The organism is Streptomyces inusitatus, assembly GCF_014651115.1.
Lineage (GTDB): Bacteria > Actinomycetota > Actinomycetes > Streptomycetales > Streptomycetaceae > Streptomyces > Streptomyces amakusaensis.
Genome location: NZ_BMWG01000001.1, coordinates 89,076 through 112,338 on the forward strand (window position 1 = coordinate 89,076; position 23,263 = coordinate 112,338).

At 71.7% G+C, this 23,263-nt stretch carries 23 protein-coding genes; 9 read left to right on the top strand and 14 right to left on the bottom strand.

Going from position 1 to position 23,263, the window contains the following annotated elements; translation table 11 throughout:
• Positions 1–8 precede the first annotated feature (8 nt).
• Positions 9–650 carry a PadR family transcriptional regulator gene (locus tag IE247_RS00415; protein ID WP_190120795.1) on the bottom strand — a complete coding sequence of 214 codons (642 nt, stop codon included), beginning with the start codon at positions 648–650 and terminating at the stop codon, positions 9–11.
• Positions 651–706: 56 nt separating this feature from the next.
• On the opposite strand from IE247_RS00415, the gene IE247_RS00420 reads away from it, so the two are divergent.
• A complete protein-coding gene (locus IE247_RS00420) occupies positions 707–1,414 on the top strand; it encodes a bleomycin resistance protein (RefSeq protein ID WP_190120796.1) in 708 nt (235 codons plus the stop codon).
• A gap of 64 nt (positions 1,415–1,478) precedes the next feature.
• On the opposite strand, the gene IE247_RS00425 is transcribed toward IE247_RS00420, so the two are convergent.
• The 3 genes from IE247_RS00425 to IE247_RS00435 form a co-directional block, all read right to left on the bottom strand.
• Positions 1,479–2,021: a DinB family protein gene (locus IE247_RS00425; protein ID WP_190120797.1), complete on the bottom strand. Its 543-nt coding sequence runs from the start codon at positions 2,019–2,021 to the stop codon at positions 1,479–1,481.
• A 132-nt stretch (positions 2,022–2,153) separates the two neighbouring features.
• Positions 2,154–3,611, bottom strand: coding sequence for an aldehyde dehydrogenase family protein (locus IE247_RS00430; protein WP_190120798.1), 1,458 nt, complete (start codon positions 3,609–3,611; stop codon positions 2,154–2,156).
• A 93-nt stretch (positions 3,612–3,704) separates the two neighbouring features.
• The gene (locus tag IE247_RS00435; RefSeq protein WP_190120799.1) at positions 3,705–4,586 is read right to left on the bottom strand and encodes a Sco1979 family transcriptional regulator; all 882 of its coding nucleotides are present in this window, start codon (positions 4,584–4,586) and stop codon (positions 3,705–3,707) included.
• A gap of 350 nt (positions 4,587–4,936) precedes the next feature.
• Here IE247_RS00435 and IE247_RS00440 point away from each other — a divergent pair, with 350 nt between their 5' ends.
• On the top strand, positions 4,937–5,461 hold the full coding sequence (locus tag IE247_RS00440) for an ATP-binding protein (protein WP_190120800.1): 525 nt from the start codon (positions 4,937–4,939) through the stop codon (positions 5,459–5,461).
• Between the two features lie 87 nt (positions 5,462–5,548).
• On the opposite strand, the gene IE247_RS00445 is transcribed toward IE247_RS00440, so the two are convergent.
• The 4 genes from IE247_RS00445 to rpmG all read right to left on the bottom strand — a co-directional run bounded on the left by IE247_RS00445 (position 5,549) and on the right by rpmG (position 7,766).
• Positions 5,549–5,791 carry a DUF397 domain-containing protein gene (locus IE247_RS00445; protein ID WP_190121359.1) on the bottom strand — a complete coding sequence of 81 codons (243 nt, stop codon included), beginning with the start codon at positions 5,789–5,791 and terminating at the stop codon, positions 5,549–5,551.
• Between the two features lie 393 nt (positions 5,792–6,184).
• Positions 6,185–7,330, bottom strand: coding sequence for a CobW family GTP-binding protein (locus IE247_RS00450; protein WP_190120801.1), 1,146 nt, complete (start codon positions 7,328–7,330; stop codon positions 6,185–6,187).
• Positions 7,327–7,599 carry a type B 50S ribosomal protein L31 gene (locus IE247_RS00455; RefSeq protein ID WP_190120802.1) on the bottom strand — a complete coding sequence of 91 codons (273 nt, stop codon included), beginning with the start codon at positions 7,597–7,599 and terminating at the stop codon, positions 7,327–7,329. The genes IE247_RS00450 and IE247_RS00455 overlap by 4 nt, the downstream gene beginning before the upstream one ends.
• Positions 7,600–7,601: 2 nt before the next feature.
• Entirely contained in the window at positions 7,602–7,766 is a 165-nt protein-coding gene (gene rpmG, locus IE247_RS00460; protein WP_190120803.1) for a 50S ribosomal protein L33, read from the bottom strand.
• Positions 7,767–7,845: 79 nt separating this feature from the next.
• Between rpmG and rpmB the strand changes: the two genes are divergently transcribed.
• From rpmB to IE247_RS00475, 3 genes are read left to right on the top strand one after another with little or no spacing between them, the layout of a single operon-like run.
• Complete coding sequence (gene rpmB / locus IE247_RS00465; protein ID WP_190120804.1) at positions 7,846–8,082, top strand: 50S ribosomal protein L28; 237 nt, start codon at positions 7,846–7,848, stop codon at positions 8,080–8,082.
• Entirely contained in the window at positions 8,082–8,387 is a 306-nt protein-coding gene (gene rpsN / locus IE247_RS00470) for a 30S ribosomal protein S14 (RefSeq protein WP_190120805.1), read from the top strand. Before rpmB ends, rpsN begins: the two co-directional genes overlap by 1 nt.
• A gap of 39 nt (positions 8,388–8,426) precedes the next feature.
• The gene (locus IE247_RS00475; RefSeq protein WP_190120806.1) at positions 8,427–8,969 is read left to right on the top strand and encodes a hypothetical protein; all 543 of its coding nucleotides are present in this window, start codon (positions 8,427–8,429) and stop codon (positions 8,967–8,969) included.
• A gap of 24 nt (positions 8,970–8,993) precedes the next feature.
• Here the strand turns inward: IE247_RS00475 and IE247_RS00480 are convergent, their stop codons facing one another.
• Positions 8,994–11,036 carry an FUSC family protein gene (locus IE247_RS00480; protein WP_190120807.1) on the bottom strand — a complete coding sequence of 681 codons (2,043 nt, stop codon included), beginning with the start codon at positions 11,034–11,036 and terminating at the stop codon, positions 8,994–8,996.
• A gap of 77 nt (positions 11,037–11,113) precedes the next feature.
• Entirely contained in the window at positions 11,114–12,073 is a 960-nt protein-coding gene (locus tag IE247_RS00485; RefSeq protein WP_190120808.1) for a helix-turn-helix transcriptional regulator, read from the bottom strand.
• A 379-nt stretch (positions 12,074–12,452) separates the two neighbouring features.
• On the opposite strand from IE247_RS00485, the gene IE247_RS00490 reads away from it, so the two are divergent.
• Complete coding sequence (locus IE247_RS00490; protein WP_190120809.1) at positions 12,453–13,619, top strand: S8 family peptidase; 1,167 nt, start codon at positions 12,453–12,455, stop codon at positions 13,617–13,619.
• Positions 13,620–13,747: 128 nt separating this feature from the next.
• On the opposite strand, the gene IE247_RS00495 is transcribed toward IE247_RS00490, so the two are convergent.
• Both IE247_RS00495 and IE247_RS00500 read right to left on the bottom strand, forming a co-directional pair.
• A complete protein-coding gene (locus tag IE247_RS00495) occupies positions 13,748–14,881 on the bottom strand; it encodes a DUF2786 domain-containing protein (RefSeq protein WP_190120810.1) in 1,134 nt (377 codons plus the stop codon).
• A gap of 98 nt (positions 14,882–14,979) precedes the next feature.
• A complete protein-coding gene (locus IE247_RS00500; RefSeq protein WP_229868362.1) occupies positions 14,980–15,636 on the bottom strand; it encodes a lipoprotein in 657 nt (218 codons plus the stop codon).
• A gap of 435 nt (positions 15,637–16,071) precedes the next feature.
• On the opposite strand from IE247_RS00500, the gene IE247_RS00505 reads away from it, so the two are divergent.
• Complete coding sequence (locus IE247_RS00505) at positions 16,072–17,772, top strand: bifunctional 3'-5' exonuclease/DNA polymerase (RefSeq protein ID WP_190120812.1); 1,701 nt, start codon at positions 16,072–16,074, stop codon at positions 17,770–17,772.
• A gap of 973 nt (positions 17,773–18,745) precedes the next feature.
• Positions 18,746–20,575: an ABC transporter ATP-binding protein gene (locus IE247_RS00510; protein WP_190121360.1), complete on the top strand. Its 1,830-nt coding sequence runs from the start codon at positions 18,746–18,748 to the stop codon at positions 20,573–20,575.
• An 83-nt stretch (positions 20,576–20,658) separates the two neighbouring features.
• Here IE247_RS00510 and IE247_RS00515 read toward each other — a convergent pair whose 3' ends face one another.
• Positions 20,659–21,240 (bottom strand): DUF1269 domain-containing protein, encoded by a 582-nt coding sequence (locus tag IE247_RS00515; protein ID WP_229868365.1) that lies wholly within the window; start codon positions 21,238–21,240, stop codon positions 20,659–20,661.
• 311 nt (positions 21,241–21,551) lie between these two features.
• Between IE247_RS00515 and galU the strand changes: the two genes are divergently transcribed.
• Positions 21,552–22,469, top strand: a complete 918-nt coding sequence (galU, locus tag IE247_RS00520; protein WP_190120813.1) for a UTP--glucose-1-phosphate uridylyltransferase GalU — start codon at positions 21,552–21,554, stop codon at positions 22,467–22,469.
• Here the strand turns inward: galU and IE247_RS00525 are convergent, their stop codons facing one another.
• On the bottom strand, positions 22,470–23,174 hold the full coding sequence (locus tag IE247_RS00525) for a TetR/AcrR family transcriptional regulator (RefSeq protein WP_190120814.1): 705 nt from the start codon (positions 23,172–23,174) through the stop codon (positions 22,470–22,472).
• Positions 23,175–23,263: the final 89 nt, after the last annotated feature.

Here is a 23,263-nt window from a genome sequence, read left to right on the forward strand (position 1 = left end):
CGGCCGGATCACTCCTCGTCCCCGGTGTGCGGCACCCCGGTGGCGTAGGGGTTCCGCTCGCCCTCGGCGAGCACCTGGACCGACCGCTCCCCCTCACCGGCGAAGACATAGGCCCCGGCCTCGATCCGCTCGATCAGACCGAGCGTCCACCGCGCGCCGAAGTCGGCCGAGGAGACCCACAGATTCATGATCTCGCCGATGTGGCCGAGCGATTCCGGCCCCGACTCGGGGGTGTAGTAGTCGGTCACCGACGAGCGCCACTCCGTCATGCCGCGCACCCGCTCCCGCAGCAGTGCGACCGCCTCGGACCGTTCGAGGTCGACGATGAAGCCGACCCCGGCCGACAGGACGTCCATCTTCTGGTCGTACGCGGTCAGGGCCTCCCTCAGCAGCCGCAGATACTCCTCGCCGCCCTGCTCGGTCAGCTCGTACTCGGTGCGCGGCGGACCGCCGGCGGTGGAGGGCCCGACCTCGTGGGCGCGCAGCAGCCCTTGCTTGGCCATCTGTTTCAGCGCGTGGTAGATCGAGCCCGGCTTGGCGTTGGACCACTCGTGCGCGCCCCAGAACTCCAGGTCGTTGCGGACCTGGTAGCCATGCGCCCGCCCGTGCTGGCGGACGGCCCCGAGGACCAGCAGCCGGATCGCTGACATTGGCCGGATTCCTCCTCTGCTGAACCAGTCTATTCAATCTTGACTACTCTATGCCCATGACCGAGAAGACCATTCCACTCCTGCCCTGCCGAACGGAGCTGCTCCAGCCGGTGCTCGATTTCTACACGGCCCTGGGCTTCGAGACGACCTTCCAGCAGAAGAGCCCCTACGCCTACGCGGTGGTCGAGCGCGGCGAGGTGGAACTCCAGTTCCTCGGCATGAAGGAGTACGACCCGGCCGAGTCCTACTCCGGCTGCTACATCACCACCGAGCGGGTGGACGAGCTGCACGAGACCTTCCGGGCCGGGCTGAAGGCCGCGTACGGAAAGGTCCCCTCCCGGGGGCTGCCGCGCATCGGGCCGCTCAAGGACATGTCCTACGGGATGCGGCAGTTCCTGATGACGGACCCGACGGGCACCTCCGTCCGGGTCGGGCAGGCGATCAGCGAGGACCAGAGCCACCGGCCCGCGCCCAAGGGCACCTTCGCCCGGGCCCTGCACCTGGCGGACCTCTACGCGGACTCCAAGGAGGACCTGCCGGGAGCCGCGAAGATCATCGACCGGGTGCTGGAGCTGACGGACGAGCGCCCGACCCCCGTACAGCTGCTGCGACTGCTGGTGCTGCGCGGCGACATCGCCCAGCGGCTCGGCGACACGGAGACGGCGGCGCGGCTGCTGGAGCGCGCCGCCGGGGGCGAGCTGACCGAGGAGGAGCGCGATTCGGTACGGGACACCCTGGCCAGGCTCGCGGAGCTGAGGGCCTGAGCCGGGCGGGGCCCCGGAGGCCGGGGTCCCAGGGGGTGGGGATCCCGGGGGGTGAGCCCCTCCGTCAGCCGCCGTCCTGCTCCAGGGCGATCAGCTCGAAGGCCGTCCGGCCGTCCAGCGACTCCCGGATGATGTCCGCGTGCCCCGCGTGCCGGGCCAGCTCCTCGATCAGATGCATCAGCAGCCAGCGCACCGAGACCTCGCCGTTCTCGGGGAACCAGGGGGCCTTCGGCAGCGGGAAGGCGTCCGCCATGCTCGGCGCCGCGCGGACGAACTCCTCGGTCTCCTTGGCCACGGCGTCCCAGAACGCCAGCACCCCGGGCACCGACTCCTCCTCCGTCAGCCGGAAGGCGTCCCCCCAGGTCTCCTGGGTACGGGCGCGCTCATTGGGCCGCTGCTGCGCCAGCCGCAGCCAGTTCAGCTCGACCTCCGCGACATGCTTCAACAGCCCGGAGAGGGACAGCTCGCTCGCGCTGGGGCGGCTCGCGGCCCGCTCCTCGCTCAGCCCGGCGACCGAGCGGCGCAGCGCGGCCCGCTGTGCCTCGACGAAGGCGAGCAGCATGCCCCGCTCGTCGTCGTGGGCGTCCCAGTCAACATGCGTGACCATGATGTCCGCCTTTCAGCGCGTCATTGGTTCAAGGAGAGGCTGACGCCCTCCTGTCGACACCGCAAACGCTACGGCCCCTCGCGGACAGGCACTGTCCGCAAGGGGCCGTAAGGGCTGGAAGAGCCGGAAGGGTCAGAAGGGGAACCGCGAGCGCCCGTACTGCACCGAGATCCACTTCTGAGTGGTGAACGCCTCGATCATCGACTCGCCGTTCAGCCGGCCGCTGCCGGAGTGCTTCTCGCCGCCGAAAGGCACGATCGGCTCGTCGTGGACGGTGCTGTCATTGATGTGGATCATGCCGGTGTCGATCCGCTTGGCCAGCCCCACACCCCGCTCGATATCGGCGGTGTGCACGGCGCCGCTCAGCCCGTACGGGGTGTCATTGGCGATCCTGACCGCCTCGTCGTCCCCGTCGAAGGGCACGATCAGCGCCACCGGGCCGAAGATCTCCTGGCCCAGCACCGGGGAGTCGGTGGCGATGCCGGTGAGGACCGAGGGCTCCACCAGATTCCCGACCGAGCCGCCGTGCAGCAGCGCGGTCGCGCCCGCCGCCACGGTCTGCTCGACAAGAGCGGTGACCGCGTCGGCCTGCCGGGAGTTGATGAGCGGACCGATATGGGTCGCCGGGTCGGCCGGGTCGCCGACTTTCAGCGTCCGCACCTTGGCGACGAACTTCTCGGTGAACTCCTTCTCCACCTTCCGGTCCACCAGCACCCGGTTGGCCGCCATGCAGACCTGCCCCTGATGCACATATCGACTGAAGACCGCCGCGTCGACCGCGTAGTCGATGTCCGCGTCCTCCAGCACGATGAGCGCGCTGTTTCCGCCCAGCTCCAGGATCGCGCGCTTGAAATTGGCGGCGCAGACGGTGGCGACATGCCGGCCGACCTTGTCGGAGCCCGTGAAAGAGATTGCCTTGGGCACCGGATGTTCGATCAGCGCGTCGCCGATCTCCGCTATATCGGTGATGACGACATTCAGCAGACCGGGCGGCAGACCGGCGTCCTCGAAGATTTTCCCGACGAGCGCCCCACCGCAGATGGGAGTGTTCTGATGCGGCTTGAGAACCACTCCGTTCCCCAGCGCCAGCGAGGGCGCGACCGACTTCAGGGAGAGCAGGAAGGGGAAGTTGAACGGGCTGATCACTCCGACGACACCGACCGGCAGCCGGTAGACCCGGTTCTCCTTGCCGTCCACCGGCGAGGGCAGGATCCGCCCCTCGGGCCGCAGCGACAGCTGAATCGCCTCGCGCAGGAATTCCTTGGCGAGATGCAGCTCGAATGCGGCCTTGATGTGGGTGCCGCCCAGCTCGGCGATGATCGCCTCGGTGATCTCCGCCTCGCGCTCGCCGATGATGCGCAGCGCGTTCTCGAAGACCGCCCGGCGGGCATAGGGATTGGTCTCGCCCCAGGCCGGCTGGGCCCGTTCCGCCGCACGGTACGCCTGGTCGACCTCGGCCGCCGTGGCGATCGTGATGGAGGCCAGTTTCTCTCCGTCGTACGGATTGAAATCGATGATGTCCCAGGAGCCGCTCCCGGGCCTCCACTCACCATCGATGTACTGGTAGGCCAGCTCGGTGAACAAGGACATAGAACCGATCCCTTACCCGTCAGAACGTAGGAACGCCAGAACCTCTGAACCTCACAAAGACCCGCCTTGACGCGACGTCACTATACTTTTGTTTCAGGTGAGTTGGAGTAGACCACGCAGAAGATCTCGGCTCTCCGCCGGGTCCGGACTGTCCTCGCCGAGACGGGTCATGACCCTCTCGTACTGAGCGACTTCCTCGCGCTTGTCGAGATAGAGCGCTCCGGTGAGCTGCTCCATATAGACGATGTCGGACAGGTCCGACTCGGGAAAGCGGAGCATCGCGAACGCACCGCTCTCGCCCGCATGACCACCGAAGCTGAAGGGCATCACTTGAAGGGTGACGTTCGGCTGTTCGGAGACTTCGATGAGATGCCTCAACTGCCCCTGCATCACGGCGCGGTCGCCGTAGGGTCTGCGCAGCGCGGCCTCGTCCAGGATCGCGTGGAGCCTGGGCCCGCGCTCGGAGACCAGCACCTTCTGCCGTTCGAGCCGCAGCGCGACCCTGCGGTCCACCTCGGCCTGGGACTGCTCTCCCATGCCCCGGGTGACGACGGCGTGGGCGTAGGCCTCGGTCTGGAGCAGACCGTGGACGAACTGCACCTCGTAGAGCCTGATGTGCGAGGCCGCCGCCTCCAGTCCCACATATGTCTGGAACCAGCCGGGCAGCACATCGCCGTAACTGTGCCACCACCCAGCGACGTTGGCCTCTTTCGCGAGGCCCAGCAGAGCGCCGCGCTCCGTCTCGTCGGCGACGCCGTAGAGCGTCAAAAGGTCCTCAACATCCCTCGCCTTGAAGCTCACCCGACCCAACTCCATACGGCTGATCTTGGACTCTGATGCGCGGATCGAGTAGCCGGCCGCCTCACGGGTGATGCCGCGCGATTCGCGCAGTCTCCTCAGCTGCGAGCCCAACAGGATGCGCCGCACCACGGAACCCCCACCTGGCCCTTCGGCCCACGACTCGCCTGCGGTCACGACTCCAACCCTCCCCAACCTCGTCATGCCTGCCCGCCCGTTCATGGCGCGGACTTCCCTGGCCTCTCCTACAGAGTGAGGCACCCCCCGGACCCCAAGTGCGCGATTCTGCCACCAAAACACTTCAGCGCGTACTCATTCAGTTACAGAAATGGGAAGCCCTTGGGAAGACCATGAAAGAGATCGCAGAAAGATATGCCAAAGAACCGCCACGGACAGGGACATGACGGTCAGCTGCACGTGCATCTGCCCTTGCATCTGCCGAACGCATTCGGAACCATGGTCCTCGCCGCACCTGCGTGCTCGTTCGTGTTGTAGCGTCACAGCCGCGATTCCCGGGAGTGCCTCGCATGGGGACGAATGGATCGACCATGCTAGAGCCGTTACGGCAGGGGCTTCCCCCCATCGATGCCGCGAGGGTCGCCAGTTCCGCCTCGTGTTCGCTGCCCGCCCGCTTCGAGGCGGTGCGCGGCGCGCGCCAGTTCACCAAGGCGACGCTGGGGGGATGGAGTCTGGGCGAGCGGTTCGACGATGTCTCGCTCGTCGTCTCCGAACTCGTCACCAACGCGCTGCGGCACGCGCTGCCCGCCGACGCCCAGCACGAGAGCCAGGACCCTCCGGTCCGGCTGCATCTGATGCGCTGGCCCGGCCGGCTGGTGTGCGCGGTGCGCGACCCCAGCCCGGAGAGCCCCGGAACCTTCGGCGGCGGCGACGCCCCGGCGGCGTTCCCGGACCCCAAGGGCACGGCGGAGTCCGGCAGGGGGCTGTTCCTGGTCGATTCCTTCAGCGACAGCTGGGGGTGGCACCCGCTCGCCGGGGCGCTGCACGGCAAGGTCGTGTGGGCGCTGTTCCGGCTGAGTCAGCCCGGCCTGTAGGCCGGGCCGTTCGAGCCGGGGAGCGGGCCCGGCTTCGGGGGGCGGGCCCGCTCCCCTTCTTCTTGCTCTTCTTGGCGCCGAGGGCCGTCAGCCTCCCGCCACCAGATGGTCGAACTCCCCGTCCTTGACGCCCAGGAGCATCGCCTCTATCTCGGCGGGCGTATAGACGAGGGCGGGCCCCTCGGGGTGCCGGGAGTTGCGCATCGCGACGCTCCCGCCGGGCAGCTTGGCGAACTCCACGCACGAACCCTGGGAGTTGCTGTGCCTGCTCTTCTGCCAGACGACCCCGTGGAGCTCGGGGGCCGGCATTCCGTTGTACGTGTGGTGCACGAGACGCTCCCGGGCTACAAGGTGCATGTGTCAACTGTCCCGGATCATAGCTCTGTTTCACGTGCCAATGCATAAGCGTTAGCACGGGCATATGCACGTGCACGCGCGGTATTCCCACGGTTACAGTTCCACTCCGTCACGGAAGCGATTCCAGCACCTCGGGAAGCAACCGGCCGACGGCTGAAGGGCGGATGAGAACCCCAGGTCAGCCGGGGTGCGTCGACCCCGTTTCCCTGGAGGACGCGTTTCGCGCCCGGTTGGCTGCCCTGTTCACGTGATTGCTCAATTCCCGCCATGTCGAGCGCACTTGTCGCGCAGTCGGCGGACCCTGGCATGCACCTGTTGACGTACCCGATGACCGCGCCATGGCCCTGCCCCGGTCCGCCCCTGGCGCTATGAGGCCAGGAAAGCGTCGAACACGGGCGGCATCCGCTTCCACTCGGCCCGGCCCGCCGCGTACTCCGCGTCGGTCAGCAGACAGGATTCGAGGAGCCGCTCCAGGCCGTCGCGGTCCAGCGCGGGCGAGGTGAAGACCAAGTGCTGGCAGCAGTCGCCGTGTTCGGGGTGCCAGTCCAGGGCGGCGGCGGCCCGGCGGACCGGTGGCACCAGCTCCCAGGCGGCGTCCGGCAGCGAGGCGAGCCAGGGCCCGGCGCTCTCGACGCAGAGCGCGCCGCCCGCCGCGTCCCAGGCGAGCAGGGTGTCCGGCCGGTCCGCGAGCCAGAACCGGCCACGGCTGCGGGCGGCCGCGCAGGTCAGCCCCTCCAGCGCCGCGTACAGCCGCCCGGGGTGGAAGGGCCGGCGGCGGCGCCAGACATAGGTGCCCACCCCGCGCTCCTCCGCCTCCTGCGGCAGCAGCGCGCAGGCCGGGTGCTGGGCGGCGGCGGCCGCCCCCACGTCGAATCCGGCGAACGCGGCCCGCGCCAGCTCGGCCGATTCCAGCGGGACCCGGCGGGCGGTGGGGTGCAGTTGGCCGAGGAGGGCGCGGTCCTCGTCGTCGGCCTCCTCGCTGTCGGCGACGGCCAGCACCGGGGCGTACTCAAGCTGGCGCGCGAAGGTGTCGGCGACCGTGCGCCGGTCGCTCGCGGCGGCGGCGAGTCCGGTCTCCCGCAGATCGTCGCCGTTGCCCAGACAGGGCAGCAGCAGCGCGGGGTCCACGGCGGTGATCACGGCGGAGACGGTCAGGGAGTCCCCGCCGTGCTCGGCGATCACCTCGGCCATCGCCTTGGGCTCCACGGAGTCCCACAGTTCGAGGACCGCGAGCCGGGTCTCCCCGGTCTCCGCGAGCCGCCGCAGCGCGGGCAGGAGATCGGACCGGAGCGCGCAGCAGGCGCAGTCGTCGACGAGCGGGGTCTCGCCCCGCTCGCGTACGCCGTGCGCGTCCCGCACGGTCCGCACCACCGTGCCCCGTTCGGCCGCGCCGGTGAGGTCGTGGTGGAGCGCGACGCTGCCGGGCACCCCGGCGAGCAGCCGTTCCACCGCCCGGCCCCGGGCATCGGAGTGCAGCCCGGCGACGACGGCGACGGGCAGCGCCGGGCTCACCCGCGCTCCCCGCCCCGGCCGTAGCGGCGCTCGAAGCGCTCCACCCGGCCTGCGGTGTCGAGCACCCGGGCCGTGCCCGTGTAGAAGGGGTGGCTCGCCGAGGAGATCTCGACGTCGATGACGGGGTAGGTGACACCGTCCTCCCACTCGACCGTCCTGCCGTCGGAGGTCTTCTCCCCGACGGCCGTGGACCGGGTGAGGAAAGCGAAGCCGGCCGCCTTGTCGCGGAAGACAACGGGCCGGTACGGGGGATGGATTCCGGGCTTCATGGTCAGCGTTCCTCTCGGAAGTCGGTGTGGCGGCCGATGACCGGGTCGTACTTGCGCAGGGTCATGCGGTCCGGGTTGTTACGGCGGTTCTTGCGAGTGACATAGGTGTAGCCGGTGCCCGCGATGGAGCGGAGCTTGATGATCGGGCGGAGTTCGGAGCGTGCCATGGGGCTAGTATATGGAAATGATTCCCATTACCAAATGGGTTCCGGCCCCGGCGGCCGGCGAGCGACGAGAGGGGCACCCATGTCCGCCCACTGCCAGCTGACGGGCGCGAAGCCCGGCTTCGGCAACAACATCTCCCACTCCCATCGGCGCACCTCCCGCCGCTTCGACCCCAACATCCAGCGCAAGCGCTACTGGCTGCCGAGCGAGGGCCGCCATGTCCGGCTCACCCTCAGCGCCCGCGCGGTCAAGACCATCGACACGATCGGCATCGAGGCGGCCGTGGCCCGGATCCGCGCGCGGGGAGGGAAGGTCTGATGGCGAAGCGGAGCAAGGTCGTACGGAACGACCGCCGACGGGCCGTCGTCGAGCGGTACGCGGCGCGGCGCGCCGAGCTGAAGGAGCTGATCCGCCACCCCGCCACCCCCGGCCCCGACCGGCTCGCCGCCCAGGCCGAACTGCGCCGCCAGCCGCGCGACGCCAGCGCCACCCGGGTGCGCAACCGGGACGCCGTGGACGGCCGGCCCCGCGGCCATCTGCGGAAGTTCGGGCTCTCCCGGGTCCGGACGCGCGAGCTGGCGCACGCGGGATTCCTTCCGGGGGTCACCAAGTCGTCCTGGTAGCTTGGCGCGATCTTCCCAACCGACCAAGGGGCCCGACCCGTGCGTGTACGTACTTCCCTGACCGCGGCCGGACTTGTCGCCGCGCTGGCTCTCGCGCTGACCGGATGCGGCGGCGGCGAGAACAAGAGCGACAGCGGCAGCGACAGCGGTGGCGACAAGAGCAAGAGCGGCGACCACGGCGCGCACACCGAGACACCGCCGGCCGACGGTGAGAAGGAGAACCAGGAGGAGAAGGGGGAGTCCTCCACCGAGAAGCCGAAGAAGGTGAGCCCCGCCGACATCGAGGGCGAGTGGATGGGCCGCACCGACGGGAAGACCGTCACCATAGGCGTCAAGGGCACCGCCGTCGTCCTGCTCGCCGAGGGCGACTCCTGCACGGGGAAGGTCGCCGACCACGGCGATCAGATGCTCGATCTGAAGTGCGTGGGCGGCGGCGGCCAGCGGACCATGGGCACGGTCGTGTCCGCCGACGACAAGACGCTCGTCGTCTCCTGGGACAAGGGCAAGAAGGACACCCTGACCAAGGCGGACCTGGGCCTGCCCACCAAGCTGCCCAGCCTGGAGGCCGTCCCCGCCTCCTGAAACCACCGGGCGCGGCGCGCCGGATCAGCGCCGTACGCCGTCGTCCAGGGCGTCGGTCAGCTCCTCCAGCGCCTCCGCCAGCAGGGCGGTCCCCCCGCTGAGCACCGTGTCGTCGTCCTCCCACTCCGCGAGGGCCGCCCGTACCCCGTCCCACTTCAGGGAACGGCGTTCGCGTACGGCCTTCGCGGCGCGTTCGGTGTCCTGGCGCAGCGCGTCGGCGAGGGCGGCGGCGGCGGGGACGGGCACCGCGCCGTGCTCCGGCAGATGAGCCTCCATCAGCATCGCGCTGCGGCCCATCTGCGCGAGCGCGTGCTCGGCCGCCTCGGCGGCGGCGCGGGTCAGCCCCCGGCTGCGCACCGGCTCGTGGATGGCCCGCGCCAGCGCGTCCTGCCAGGCGATACGGGCGTCCCGCGCGGCGAGCAGCGCCTGTCTGACCTCCTGGTTGTCGACATCGGCCGGCTGGGCGTAGTGGGCGACCACGGCCGCCGCGTACCGGCCGTCGGCCTTCAGCCAGTCGGCGAGGCGATTGCGCAGCCGGGGGGTCTCCCAGGCGGGGTAGAGGGCGTACGAGATCATCGCGATCAGCCCGCCGAGGAGGGTGAGCACCACGCGTTCGCGCACGGTCTGGCCGGCGTCCTCGCCGCCCATGTTGAGCAGGAAGACCACATAGGCGGAGATGCCGACATTGGCCGCGACATAGCCGGTGCGCAGCACCAGATAGACGCAGAAGGCGCAGAGCACCGCGAGCGCGCCGGAGAGCCGGACGCCGGGGTGGGCGCCCTGGACGACGGCGGTGGCGACCCCGACGCCGACGAGGGTGCCGCCGAAGCGGGCGACGGAGCGGGCGTAGGTCTGGGAGAAGTCCGGGCGCATCACCATCACCGAGGTCATCGGGGCCCAGTAGCCGTGACCGAGCGGCAGGGCGGTGCCGAGGAGATAGCCCGCGCAGACCACGGCGGAGACCCGGACGGCGTGCCGCAGCACCGGTGAGGCCCAGCGGAGTTCGGCGCGCACCGACTTCACCGCGCGGAGGAAGAGCCGGTGCGGGGGCGGCCGGTCGCGGTGGGTCTCCTCGCCCGCGCCCTCGCCCCGCGCGGTTTCCACCACGTCGTCCATCAGCGCGGCCAGCCGGATCACCGCCCGGCGGGGCGGGCCGCTGAGCAGGGCGAGGGTGTCGGCCTTCTTGAGCGTGTCCATGGCGTCCCGGGGCGTCCGCACGGACTTCCCCTCCCGGATCGCGTGCGCCGCGGCGTCGAGCACGGTCCCGGCGGCGGCCAGCAGCTCCCGGACCCGCTCCCGCTCCGGGCCCTCGACCGGGACACCCACCGCCGGGTCGGCGAGCGAGGCCAGCACGGGTCTGATCCGCTCGGCGATCCCCCGGGCGCCGTGCAGCTCCGCCGGTCTGCGCCGGGCCTGGCGGGGGCTGACGACGGCGGCGCTGCGGGCCAGCATCAGCGGCTCCGGGTCGAAGGAGGCCGTCGGGTTCTCGCGCAGCCGCCGCGCGTAGTCGGCCTCCGCCGCCAGCGCGTCCGCGAGCGCGTCCCGCTGGGCCCCCCAGCGGCGCACCGGGAACAGCACGATGAGCAGCGCCTGCACTCCCCCGCCGATCGCGATCACCGCCGCGTGCCCGGCGGCCTCCGCGACCGAGGTCGGCAGGGTGATCGTCACCAGCATGATGGCCACGTTCGACGCGGCGATCACTCCGACCGTGGTGCCGATCGCCCACGCCAGCCCGGCGGCGAAGGTCCACACCGTCAGGAGTACGAGGAGCAGCGGGAGATGGGACGCGGTGAGATAGCCGAGGAAGGTGGAGACCGCGAGGCTGGTGCCGGAGGCCAGTGCCAGCACCGGCCGGGGCCGCCAGCTCCGCTGGTAGATCGCGATCGCCGCCTGGTACGCCCCGAATGCCGAACTCACCGCCACCACCGGCCCGAACATCGCCAGCGTCACCCCGACGACCAGCGCCAGCCCGGCGGCTCCGCGCAGCGCCACCAGCGGTTCGAGCCGCCGCCGTTCGATGGTGAGCCCGGCGCGGGCGGTCTCCTTCAGCGCCCGGAGCCAGATCATGCGCCGAGCCTAGCTCCAAATGCCCCGATTTCACCCGTAACCGGGCTCCGTCCGCCCGGTCGGAGGTCTCCGCCCGGTCAGGGGCCGTCGAGCAGGCCGAGCCTGGCCGCGCGTACCCCCGCCGCGAAGCGGCTCTCGGCCCCGAGCCGGGCCACCAGGGCGGCGAGGAGGCGGCGGAGGGTGCGTTCGGAGCAGCCGAGGCGGCGGGCGATCGCCTCGTCCTTGGCCCCGGCGGCGAGAAGGGCGAGGATCTCGCGGTCGCGGAGGGTCCACTCCTCGGCGGGATCCGTGCCGTAGGGGAGGCCGGTGCACCAGTGGTGGTCGAAGACCCGGGCGAAGCAGGAGGCGAGCCGGGGGCTGTGGAGGACGGCGTCCTCGGCGGGCTCGGAGCCGCCGCCGACGGGGTCGAGCGCGAGGACGGTGACGGCGCGGTCGACCACATTGAGATGGAGGGGGACCGTGGGGGCGAGCCGGATGCGCGCACCGTGCTCACGCATCCGGGAGAGATAGCGGGCGGCCCCGGGGCGGCGCGCGGCCCCGGTCGCGACGAGGAGCTGGATCCCCACCCCCCGGGCGAGCATGGCCAGATCCTCGTCCAGGCTCTCCGCCAGCGCCTCGGGGCCGGGGAAGGTGCCGCGCATACCGAGGATCTCGTCCCGGCACAGGGCGTCCAGATCGCCCATCCGCTTCCTGAGCCGGTCCCGGTCGGCGAAGAACTCGGCCCGTACGGTCTCGCGTCCGGCGGGCCGCAGTTCCGGCATCAGCCGCATTACGTCGTGGAGCGCGTCGAGGCCCTGACCCAGATCGCCGAGCCGGCGGCGCTGGTCGGCGAGGAGTTCGTGCAGCGCGCGCTCGGGCGAGTTGGCGTGCCCCGCCTCCCCGTCGAGCAGCCGCCGCGCGGCGAGCCACTCGCGTACGTCCTCGGGCAGGGCGTCCGGCGGCCGGCCGGCGCAGCCCAGCTCGCGGTAGGCCGCCCCCGCCGCGGTCTCGACCTGTCCGGGGCCGGCGTCGTCCCCGTACGGATCCTCGGCAGGCATGACCCGACCCTAGATCCGCCGCACCGACTTGACCATGGTCACGCCAAGCCGTACATCTCCTTGTCCGCAATCGGTCACGCCCGTTTCGGCCGTGGTCAATCTTCCGCCGCCCCCGGTAGGTTGACGCCACGCCCGGCAGACACCGGGGTCACGGCGAGCGGCGATCCCGCTTCGCGGACCACTGTGCCGGGGCGTTACGGCCGTCCTGTCGCGAGGGACGGGCGAACCGGCTCCCACGGCCGGTCGGCGGTCATCGCGACCGTCCGCGCACTGTGCACCTGGCGCCGCTCCCCCGTGCCCCACGCAAGGCAGGAACGTGCATCCCCCCTCACCGGCCGCGGCACCGTGCGGCCGGATCACGAAAGGTGACAGCCCCCTCATGCGCAAGACTCACCTCAGCACTCTCGCCATCGGCGCCATCGGCCTCGCCGTACCGCTCGCCCTGATCCCCTCCACCGGCTCCGCCGCCACCGCCCCGGAGCCGCTGGTGAAGGTGGCACAGGCCCCGGAGGCCGCCGAGATCAAGGGTCAGTACATCGTCACCCTCAAGAAGGGCGCGGACCCGGCCGGGCTCGCCGAGTCGAAGTCGGTGAGAACCGACTACGTGTACGACGCCGTCCTCAACGGCTTCGCCGCCGAACTGACCCCGACCCAGCTGAAGGCGCTGCGCGCCGACTCGCGGGTGGCCTCCATCGAGGAGGACCAGAAGGTGGTCTCCGCCGCGACGCAGACCAACGCGCCGTGGGGACTCGACCGAATAGACCAGCGCACCGGGCGCAACGGCACCTACACCTACACCCGCAACGGCTCCGGCGTCACCGCGTACATCATCGACTCGGGCATCTTCACCGGCCACCCCGACTTCGGCGGCCGGGCCCGCAATGTCTTCGACGCCTTCGGCGGCAGCGGCGCGGACTGCAACGGCCACGGCACACATGTCGCGGGCACCGTCGGCGGGACGACGTACGGTGTGGCCAAGGGTGTTCAGCTGCGCGGGGTGCGCGTTCTCGACTGCCAGGGCTCGGGGTCCTTCTCGGCCATCATCGCCGGATTCGACTGGGTCCGGCAGAACGCGGTGAAGCCCGCGGTCGCCAACGCCTCGCTCGGCGGCGGCTACTCCGCCGCCCTCAACAACGCGGCCACCAACCTCGCCAACTCCGGTGTCCACACCACGGTCGCCGCGGGCAACAGCAACCAGGACGCCTGCAACTTCTCCCCGGCGAGCGCGCCCGGCGCCCTCTCGATCGCCGCGTCCGACTCCGCCGACAACAAGGCGAGCTTCAGCAACTACGGCCAGTGCGCCGACCTCTACGCCCCGGGAGTCAACGTCCTCTCGACCCGCTCCGGCGGCGGCACCACCACGATGAGCGGCACCTCGATGGCCGCGCCGCACGTCGCGGGTGTGGCGGCGCTCTACAAGGGGACGTACGGCGACGCCTCCAGCACCACCGTCAACAACTGGATCATCAACAACAGCACCGCCAATGCGATCCGGGGCAATGTCGGCGCCACCCCGAACCGGCTGCTGTTCAAGTCGACTCTCTGATTCCGTCCGACTGAGTCATTCACGGCACGGAGGGGCCGCGCACACAGCGCCCCTCCGTGTCGTACGGCCATGCGTTCGCCTCGCAGCCGGGCAGCCCCTTGATCTGCCGCATCATCGCCGGGCCCCGCCTACTCCGGGGAGCGCCCGCGCAGCGGACGGCGCGCCGGGGCGGGCTCCGACACCCGTGCCGCGTCGGCCGCCGCCCGGCCGCCGAGCCAGCCGGCCTCGTCGCTCACGCCCCGTACCCGGGAACTGCTCGTCCTCGGGAACATCTCCTCCGTACGGGAGGCCACCGCCACCTCGCGGGTCGCCAGCACCGGCAGCACCTCGGCCGGGGCGGGCACGCTCTCGGCGGCGGCGGTGAGGCGCTCCCCGAGCCGGGCGGCGTACGACAGCAGGAAGGCCTGGCGGAATGTCTTCGTACGCTTGCGTCCGCCCGCCCGCTGGGCCGCCTCCGCGCGGGTCATCGCGGTGGTGCCCTGGATGAGCAGGGAGGTGTACAGCAGCTCGACCGATTCGAGGTCGGACTCGAAGCCGACCACCGTGGAGAAGCCGAAGGCGCTGTTCCAGACCGCGCGGCAGCGGTTCGCCGAGGCGACGGCGTCGAGCAGGATCGCCTTGGCGGTCTCGTAGGGCGCGTCGACGCCGATCCGGCAGGCGGAGGGGGCGGCGTCCGGGGCGTGGCGGGGCAGAGCCGCCTCGTCCAGGCTGTGGCGGGCCATCAGCTCCTGGGCCTTGGCCGTGAGCGCCTCCGCCTCCTCGGGGAAGTTCGTCGCCTCGGCCTTGGCCAGCAGCGCCCGTATCCGGGCCAGCATCCGGGGCTCGTACCCCGAGACCGGGACGAAGGGCGCGCCGGGGACGGGGCCGACGGACTCGACCGAGGGGAGGCGGACCAGCAGGCGGTACAGCTCCAGCACGGCGGTGGCGCGGGAGAAACGGTCCGTCCGCCGGTCGGCGGTGTCCAGGTCGGCGAGCTGGGACCGCCAGCGCGGCGGGAGGTCCCCGTACCGCCGGGACTCCGCCGCGATCAGGCCGGAGACCAGGCCGACATGGTGGTCCTCCAGATCACGGCGGACCAGGCGGACGACATCGGCCGGCTGCCAGCCGCGCTCCCAGGCCCGGCGGAGGTACTCCTCGCCGCGCCGGGCGAGGTCCGCGTCGGCGGCCGGGGCGGCCGCCAGGAGGGAGGCGGCCGTGTCGAGGGAGGCGTCGCCGTCGTCGTGGAGCGCGGCCGCCAGCGCTTCGTCCGCCGCTGTCGTCATCGGATCACCTCTTTCCTCCCACCGATCATCCCAGGTGAGGGGAGTGCGGGTGCCCGGGGTGCGAGGCGTCGGGGCGCGGCCGGGTCAGCTCGCCCCGGTCAGCTCGCCCGGACGCTCTCCTTCGCCAGGCCGTACGCGGGGAGCATCGCGTCGTGCTCGGCCGAGTCCATCCCGTCCAACTGCATGATCACTACGCCCTGGGGCATCGCGAAGGCGAACGCGCGCTCCTTCTTGGGCTCGTCCAGCAGATCGTGGGTGTTCAGATAGCTCACCTCGACGGCCTCGTACTCCCCCGCCCGGGTCTCGCTGTACTCCTCCGCCTCGCGGCTCTTCGCGCTGTCGGTGATGAAGAGCTGGAGCGCCCGGCGCGGGTCCTCGGTCTCCTGATCGCCGGTCCAGACGCGGAGGAAGCCGATGCTGCCGGCCGGCTTGGCGTCGATCTCGCAGACGAGGGAGACGTTGGCGGCGGTGTTGAGACCGATCTCGGGGGGCATGGAGACCGCCTCGGCCTTCCAGTCCTTCGCGATGTCGAAGGTGACGGGCAGCGCGCAGGGGGACGCCTTGCCGCCGACCGTGCCGCCCTTGGCGACGGTCTCCTCTATCTCCGCGGGCTTCGCGCCCCCGGCCACCTTGTCGCTCCCCGCCTCCTTGGCCGGCTCAGGCTCCGTCTCCAGCAGGGAACAGCCGGTGCCCAGTCCGATCAGCAGCGCGGCCGGGGCCACGCGGATGCCCAGAACCCTTGCCGCTCTTCGCACGACTCGCGCCATGATTCCCCGCCCTTTGGTTTCGGTCAGCCTGACAGCAGATCCGGCTGATCTTAGGGATAGCCATGCGATTCACGGGCTTCAGGAGGTATTGGGTGGCCGAGAACAAGGACCGGACCCTTCCAGCGCATTGGTATATACCAAACGATCCGAGGCTCGCGGCGGACACCCAGCGGCGCTCCGCGTTGTACGCGGCGTACAACGGGAACGGCGGCGCGGCCATCACGGATCGGACAGGCATTCTGGCCGAATCACTGGGGTCGGCGGGCGATGGGGTCCGGATCTGGCCACCGTTTTCGGTCTCCGCTTCCGTCTCCACGCCGTCGGCGGGTTGGCGCCGGGGGCGGTCCGGATGTTGCGGGTGTTGTGGGTGTTGTGGGTGTTGCCCGAGGGGCGTTGTCAGACCCGGCTGGGACACTCGATTCCATGGACGAACGAGGGAGTCGATGGGCTCTGGCGGCGGCGGAGGGGGACGGGGCCCGGCTCGTCCCGCTCGGCCCCGGCGGAGTGCCCGCGGGCCCCGTCGTGACGGAGCCCGATCTGGTCGAGGCGGTGCGTTCGCGGCCGGAGGCGGGCCGGTGGGTGTGGCGCTCCACCGCCGAGATCTATCCGAGGCTGCTGGCGGCCGGGGTCCGGGTCGCGCGCTGCTATGACATCGAGAGCACCGAGCAGCTGCTCCTCGGACACGAGGGGCGGTTGGGCGAGCCCCGGTCGGCGGCGGCGGCGCTGGCCCGGCTGCACGGCCGGCCGGTGCCGGCCGACCCTCCGCAGCGGGCGGCGGAGCCGGGCGCGCAGTCCTCTCTCTTCGACCCGCAGCCGGTGCCGCTCCCGCTGGAGTCCCTGCTGGAGGTGTACGGCGAGCAGCTGCGCCGCCATGAGGCCGCCGAGCACCCGGGGCGGCTGCGGCTGCTGACCGCCGCCGAGTCGGCGGGGATGCTGGTCGCCGCCGAAATGAATCTGGCGGGGCTGCCCTGGCGGGCGGACGTCCACCGGGAGGTGCTGGCCGAGCTGCTGGGCGAGCGGTACGCGGGCGGCGGTGAGCCACGCAGGCTGGCGGAGCTGGCGGACGAGGTGTCGGCGGCGTTCGGGCGGCGGGTGCGGCCCGATCTGCCGGCGGATGTGCTGAAGGCGTTCGCGCGGGCCGGGATCCGGGTGAAGTCCACCCGCCGCTGGGAGCTGGAGGAGATCGACCACCCCGCCGTCGAGCCCCTGCTCCGGTACAAGACGCTCTACCGCATCTGGGTCGCGCACGGCTGGAGCTGGCTCCAGGACTGGGTGCGGGAGGGCCGGTTCCGGCCCGGGTATCTGCCGGGCGGCACCGTCTCCGGGCGCTGGACCACCAGGGGCGGCGGCGCGCTCCAGATACCGAAGGTGATCCGGCGCGCGGTGGTCGCCGACGAGGGGTGGCGGCTGGTGGTCGCCGACGCCGACCAGATGGAGCCCCGGGTGCTGGCCGCGATCTCCCGCGATCCGGGCCTGATGGAGGTGGCGGGCCATGAGGGCGATCTCTACACGGCCCTCTCCGACCGGGCCTTCTCCGGCGACCGCGAGCACGCGAAGCTGGCGCTGCTGGGCGCGGTCTACGGCCAGACCTCTGGCGACGGCCTGAAGAACCTCGCGGCGCTGCGGCGCAGATTCCCGGCGGCGGTGGGCTATGTCGACGGCGCGGCGAAGGCCGGCGAGGAGGGCCGGCTAGTGCGGACCTGGCTGGGCCGCACCAGCCCGCGCGCGGCCGGTGCGGGCGAGGACGACGAGGCGGGTCTGCCCCAGGAGACCTCGCCGGGCGAAGCCCCGGCGGCGGAGACCGGTTTCACCCCCGGCTACGCCTCGACCGATGCCCGCGCCCGGGGCCGTTTCACCCGGAATTTCGTGGTCCAGGGCAGCGCGGCGGACTGGGCGCTGCTGATGCTCGCCGCACTGCGGCAGGCCACCTGGGGGATGCGGGCGGAGCTGGTCTTCTTCCAGCACGACGAGGTGATGGTGCACTGCCCCGCCGAGGAGGCGGAGGCGGTGGTCAAGGCGATCCGGGAGGCGGGAGAGACGGCGGGCGAGCTGGCGTTCGGCCGGACCCCGGTCAGATTCCCTTTTACGACGGCGGTGGTGGAGTGCTACGCGGACGCGAAATAAGACGGTCGAACGGCTCCTCGTGGGACCCGGGGGTGAGGGAAGCGGAATTCACGGCGGGCGTCTGACCGGCGGCCGCGGCACGGCCGGTGGCTGCGGGGGGAGTGCGACGGGCGCGGACGGTCCGGCGCTCCGGGGGGGGGAGGGAGTGTCTTCGAAGTGGCGTCGTCCGCCCGTAGTGGGGGTCCCCCCGGGCCGAAGGTCCAGGGGGAGGGTCTGGCGGGGTCTGGTGCTCCCCCCGGGCTTCGCCCGGGGGGAGCACCAGATCGCAAGGCGGAGGATGGGGGCACCTCCCGGGCGAAGCCCAGGGGGAGAGCCCACGCGGTGGGGTACTCCCCCTGGCTCCGCCGGGGGCACCCCACCCGGGCGAAGCCCAGGGGGCCGTAGGCGACCGACGACAACGCGGCGTGGGGGTACTCCCCCAGGCTCCGCCGGTGGGGGTACCTCCCGGGCGAAGCCCAGGGGGAGCACCCCCACCCGGGCCGCCAGGCCCAGGGGGAGTGCGTGCCTGGGGGTCCCCCCAGCGGTAGCTGGGGGAGGCACGACGGACAGACGAGACTTCGAAGACACGACCTAGTGCCACCGGTGGTCGGGCTTCCCCTCCTACGAGGCATTGACCGTGACGCGACAGCGATCGGGGAGGTTGGCCCTGAGCCAGCCAGGGGTTCATCGAGACGGTGGAGGTCGCATGACACAGCGCACCAGAAGCACGGCGAACTCGACAGCGACCGGCCCGGCGGAATCCGGGAGACGGACGGACGGCGCGACCGGGCCGGGGCTCTCGGGAGCCGGCCCGGCGGACACCGGCCCCGAGCCGGAGCGCGAACCCGGGGGCACGGGGAGCGAGGACGGGGGCGAGGGCGAAGCGCCCGAGGAGGTGTCGGAGTCCGAGCGGCTGCTCTTCGGCGGGCCCCTGCGCCATGAGGCGGGCTGGAATCAGCACAGCGGCTCCTTCCTGGAGCTGAATCTGCGCACGATGATCGCCCGGATGCCGCATCTGATCGCCTCCACGGTCCGGCTCGCCCACCGCGCCGACCCGCGCGCCCTGCGCCAGGTGGCGGGCGCGGAGTTCGGCGGCGGGGTGGCGCAGGCGGTCGGGCTGATCGCGGTCAACGCGGTGCTGGTCCGGATCCTCGGCCCCGGCGAGACCGGCGACCGGATCAGCGCCGCCGTACCCGCGCTGATCGCGGTCGCGGTCACCGCCCTGATCGGGGCGCTGCTGCGCTCCGCCTCCACGGCGGGCACCGGCCGGCTGGAGCCCAAGGTGTTCCGGGTGGCCACCGAGGAGTATCTGGAGCGGGTGGCCCGCGTCGAACTGGAGGCGGTCGAGGACGAGGAGTTCCACAAGCTGCTGGACTCGGCCCAGTGGGGTGCGGAGTCCGCCCGCCGGATGATCAAGTTCTGTACGTCGGTGGTCGCGGCGGCGATCTCGCTGATCGCGGCCGCCGGAGTGCTGACCGTGCTGCACCCCGCCCTGCTGCCGCTGCTCGCGCTGATGACCCTGCCGAGCGCCTGGAGCTCGCTCACGATCGCCCGCCGCCGCTATGTCTCTTTCCACACCTGGGTCCAGCACGCCCGGGCCGGCCAGCTCCTCGGCCGGCTGCTCATCGACGCGCAGGCCGCGCCCGAGGTGCGGGTCCACAACATCGGCCCGTTCCTGCTGAAGCACTTCCGCACCATGGCGGAGACCGGTGAGAAGGAGCAGACCCGGCTGGCGGGGCTCGCCGCCCGCACCGGGCTGATCGCCTCCGGCTGGACGGGGCTGACGACGGCCGCCACCTACGCGACCCTCGGTCTGCTGCTGTGGACAGGGGCCATGGACCTCGCCGTCGCCGGCACGGCGGTGATCGCGATCCGCACGGGCTCCGCCAATCTCGACGCCCTCGTCATCCAGCTCAACTACCTCTACGAGGAGAGTCTGTTCGTCGCCGACATGGAGCGGCTCTGCGAGGAGGCCGACCGCCGGCTGATCCCCGGGACGGGCCTTCCGCTCCCCGCCGAGGTCGAGACCATCCGCTTCGAGAATGTCTCCTTCACCTACCCGGGGGTCTCCGAGCGCCCCGCTCTCGACGGGGTGGACGTCACGATTCCGGCCGGGCGGATCATCGCGCTGGTCGGCAACAACGGCAGCGGGAAGTCCACCCTCGCCAAACTCCTCTGCGGTCTGTACGCCCCCGACACGGGCCGGATCATGTGGGACGGCGTGGACGCGGCCGAGGCGGACCGCGCCGAGCTGTTCGACCGGGTCGCGGTGGTCGCCCAGGACTTCTACCGCTGGCCCTTCACCGCACGGGTCAATGTCGCCATCGGCCGCCCGGACGCGCCCTCCGACGAACACCTCCTCGACGCGGCGGCCGAGTACGCGGGGGCCGGCGGGACGATCGGCTCGCTCCCCCGGGGCTGGGACACCCTGCTCGCCCGGGGGTACAAGGGCGGTCACCAGATCTCCGGGGGCCAGTGGCAGCGGCTGGGCATCGCCCGCGCCCGGCACCGGGACGCCCGGGTGCTGGTCGTGGACGAGCCCACCAGCGCGCTGGACGCGGAGGCCGAACAGCGGGTCTTCGACCAGATCAGGGCGCTCGCCGCCGAGGGGCAGACGATCATCCTGATCACCCACCGGCTGCACAGCGTCCGGCACGCGGACGAGATCTATGTGCTGGAGCAGGGCCGGGTGACCGAGCACGGCTCCTTCGACGAGCTGATGCGCCCCCGGGGCGGGGCCTTCCGCCGGATGTATCTCATCCAGTCCAGTCAGTACGCCTACGACGATCAGCACGCCTACGAGGAGGGGGAGGCGCGCTCCTGAGCGGGCCTCCCCCGGTGTGCACGTGCGACGCGTAAACAGAGCGGCGCGGCGGGCGCGGCGGTCCCGGTGGCAGCGGGGGCGGCTCAGTCCTCGAAGATCTCGCGGAGCTTGGCCTCGTCGGCCTTGGAGAGATTGCTGCGGATCAGCTCGGCGCTGCCCGCCGGGAAGGTCTCGTGGATCCGGTCCACCACGGCGTCGGAGGTGAGGAGGAAGAGCGCCGAGGTGCCCGGTTCCACCTCGCTGCGGACGCTCGCGATGAAGTCGTCGTCGATGCCGACATCGGCCAGCGAGCCGCCGAGCGCCCCGGCCGCCGCGCCCACCGCCGCGCCGAGCAGCGGCACGAAGAAGATCAGACCGAAGAGCATCCCCCAGAAGGTGCCGGAGAGCGCCCCGGTGGCGGCGAGATTGTGCAGCTGCTTGGTCTTGGGCTGTTTGCGGTCGGCCGGCCAGGTCACGACGGCGGCGTCGTGGATCTGGATGAGGCTCTGCTTCTGGAGGGAGAGCAGGGCTTCCTCGACCTGGGCCGCCCCCTCGGGAGTGGGGAACTTCCAGGCGGTGAGCGTGGCCACGGAGATCTCCTTCTGACGCTGGATCACGGCGGTGTCCGCGCGCCCCGGAAAGCCGCGGGCGCGCTGCCGGGCGGCGGGGCGGAGCGGTGCGGGCACCGCCCCGCCGCGGCAGGATCCATCTCAGCACCAGGTGGCGTTTCGCGCACTTTGTACCATCAGGGCCGGGCCCGGGAGGCCGCCGTCTCTTTGCTGAGCACGCGTTTGCTCCCGGTCACGCCTCCGGCCCGTGGGAGCGCCCCGGCCGGGCCGCCGAGGGGCACCCCACCGGAACGAACGCTCCAACCAGTTTTGGGCGGTCGCCACCCGCCCGATCACACCACCTCAGAACCACCCGTACCATCACACCGTCGCACCACCCTCAGCACCGATCAGGGACATCGCTCTCCTGAGCCCGTCCGGAGAAAACCATGCCTGCACACAGCACCCGGGCCCGCAAGGCCGTCATACCCGCGGCCGGCCTCGGCACCCGCTTTCTGCCCGCCACCAAGGCCACGCCGAAGGAAATGCTCCCCGTCGTGGACAAGCCGGCCATCCAGTACGTGGTGGAGGAGGCCGCCCACAGCGGACTCGACGACGTCCTCATGGTCACCGGCCGGAACAAGCGGGCCCTGGAGGACCACTTCGACCGCGCCTATGAACTGGAACAGCTGCTGGAGCTGAAGGACGACAAGGAGAAGCTCCTCAAGGTCCGCGAGTCCAGCGAGCTGGCCACGGTGCACTACGTCCGCCAGGGCAACCCGCTCGGCCTCGGCCACGCGGTCCTGTGCGCCGAGCCCCACGTCGGCGACCAGCCGTTCGCCGTGCTCCTCGGCGACGACCTGATCGACCCGCGCGACCAGCTGCTCGCCCAGATGCTCGATGTGCAGGAGCGGCACGGCGGCAGCGTCATCGCCCTCATGGAGGTCGACCCCGACCGCGCCCACCTCTACGGCTGCGCCGCCGTGCGCCCCCTGGAGGACGGCGCGGAGGACAATGTGCTCCGGGTGACCGACCTGGTGGAGAAGCCCGAGCCGGGCACCGCTCCCAGCAATCTCGCCGTCATCGGCCGCTATGTCCTGGCCCCGGAGATCTTCGAGGTGCTGCACCGCACGGCCCCGGGCCGCGGCGGCGAGATCCAGCTGACCGACGCGCTGCGCGAGCTGGCGGCCGACCCGTCGCTCGGCGGGCCCGTCCACGCCGTGATCTTCCGCGGCCGGCGCTACGACACGGGCGACCGGGGCGAGTATCTGCGCGCGGTCGTGCGGCTCGCCTGCGAGCGCGAGGACCTCGGCCCGGACTTCCGCGACTGGCTCGCGGAGTTCGTCCGCACCGACGGCAAGGCCTGATCAGGGCCCGTACGGAGTTTGATCGACGCTGCCGCCCGGCCACCCGGCGGGCGTCCGGCCGGGGCCGGGCGGCAGCGCGGCGGCGATGAGCCCGCGCAGCCCCTGCCGGTGGACCTCGTGGTCCACGACCACCGGAAGGATCTCGTCCAGGTGGCCGGTCAGCACCGGGAACCGCGCGGGGTCCAGGGCGGCCAGCGCCGTACGGGTCTCGGCGATCGCGCCGCCGGGGTCCCGGTGGTCGACGAAGCTCGCCGCCCCCAGGGTGAAGAGATACAGCTGCCGGTAGACGGCGATGGCCCGGCCCGGCGTCATCCCGGCCGCCAGATTCGCGGCGAGCTGCGGCTCGACCAGCCGGGCGAGCAGCTCACGGCTGAGCCAGGGGCGCGCGCCGCGCAGGGCGATCAGCCCCGGATGCCGGGTGAGCACCTCGTACAGCCGGGTGAAGCGGGTCTCGGTGGCCTCGGCCCAGGGGACGCCGGGGGCGATGTCCGGCAGCCGGGTGGCGAGATGGTCCATACACAGATCCACCAGCCCGGCCACCTCCGAGCCGCAGCGCCGGTGGACGGTGGTGTGCGAGACGCCCAGCCGCTCCGCGAGGGCACGCAGATTCAGGGCCTGCGGGCCCTTCTCGTCGATCAGCTCAAGCGCCGCGACGGCGATGGCGCCCGGGGTGGCCCGGTCCAGGTTCTCTGACTGCCTCGGCATGAGAAACAGCGTACGTTACGGTGTAACAGCGGCGTGGCCGCAGCCTCCGGCGACCGGCGGACACCGACTTCACCCCCCACGGAGCAGCT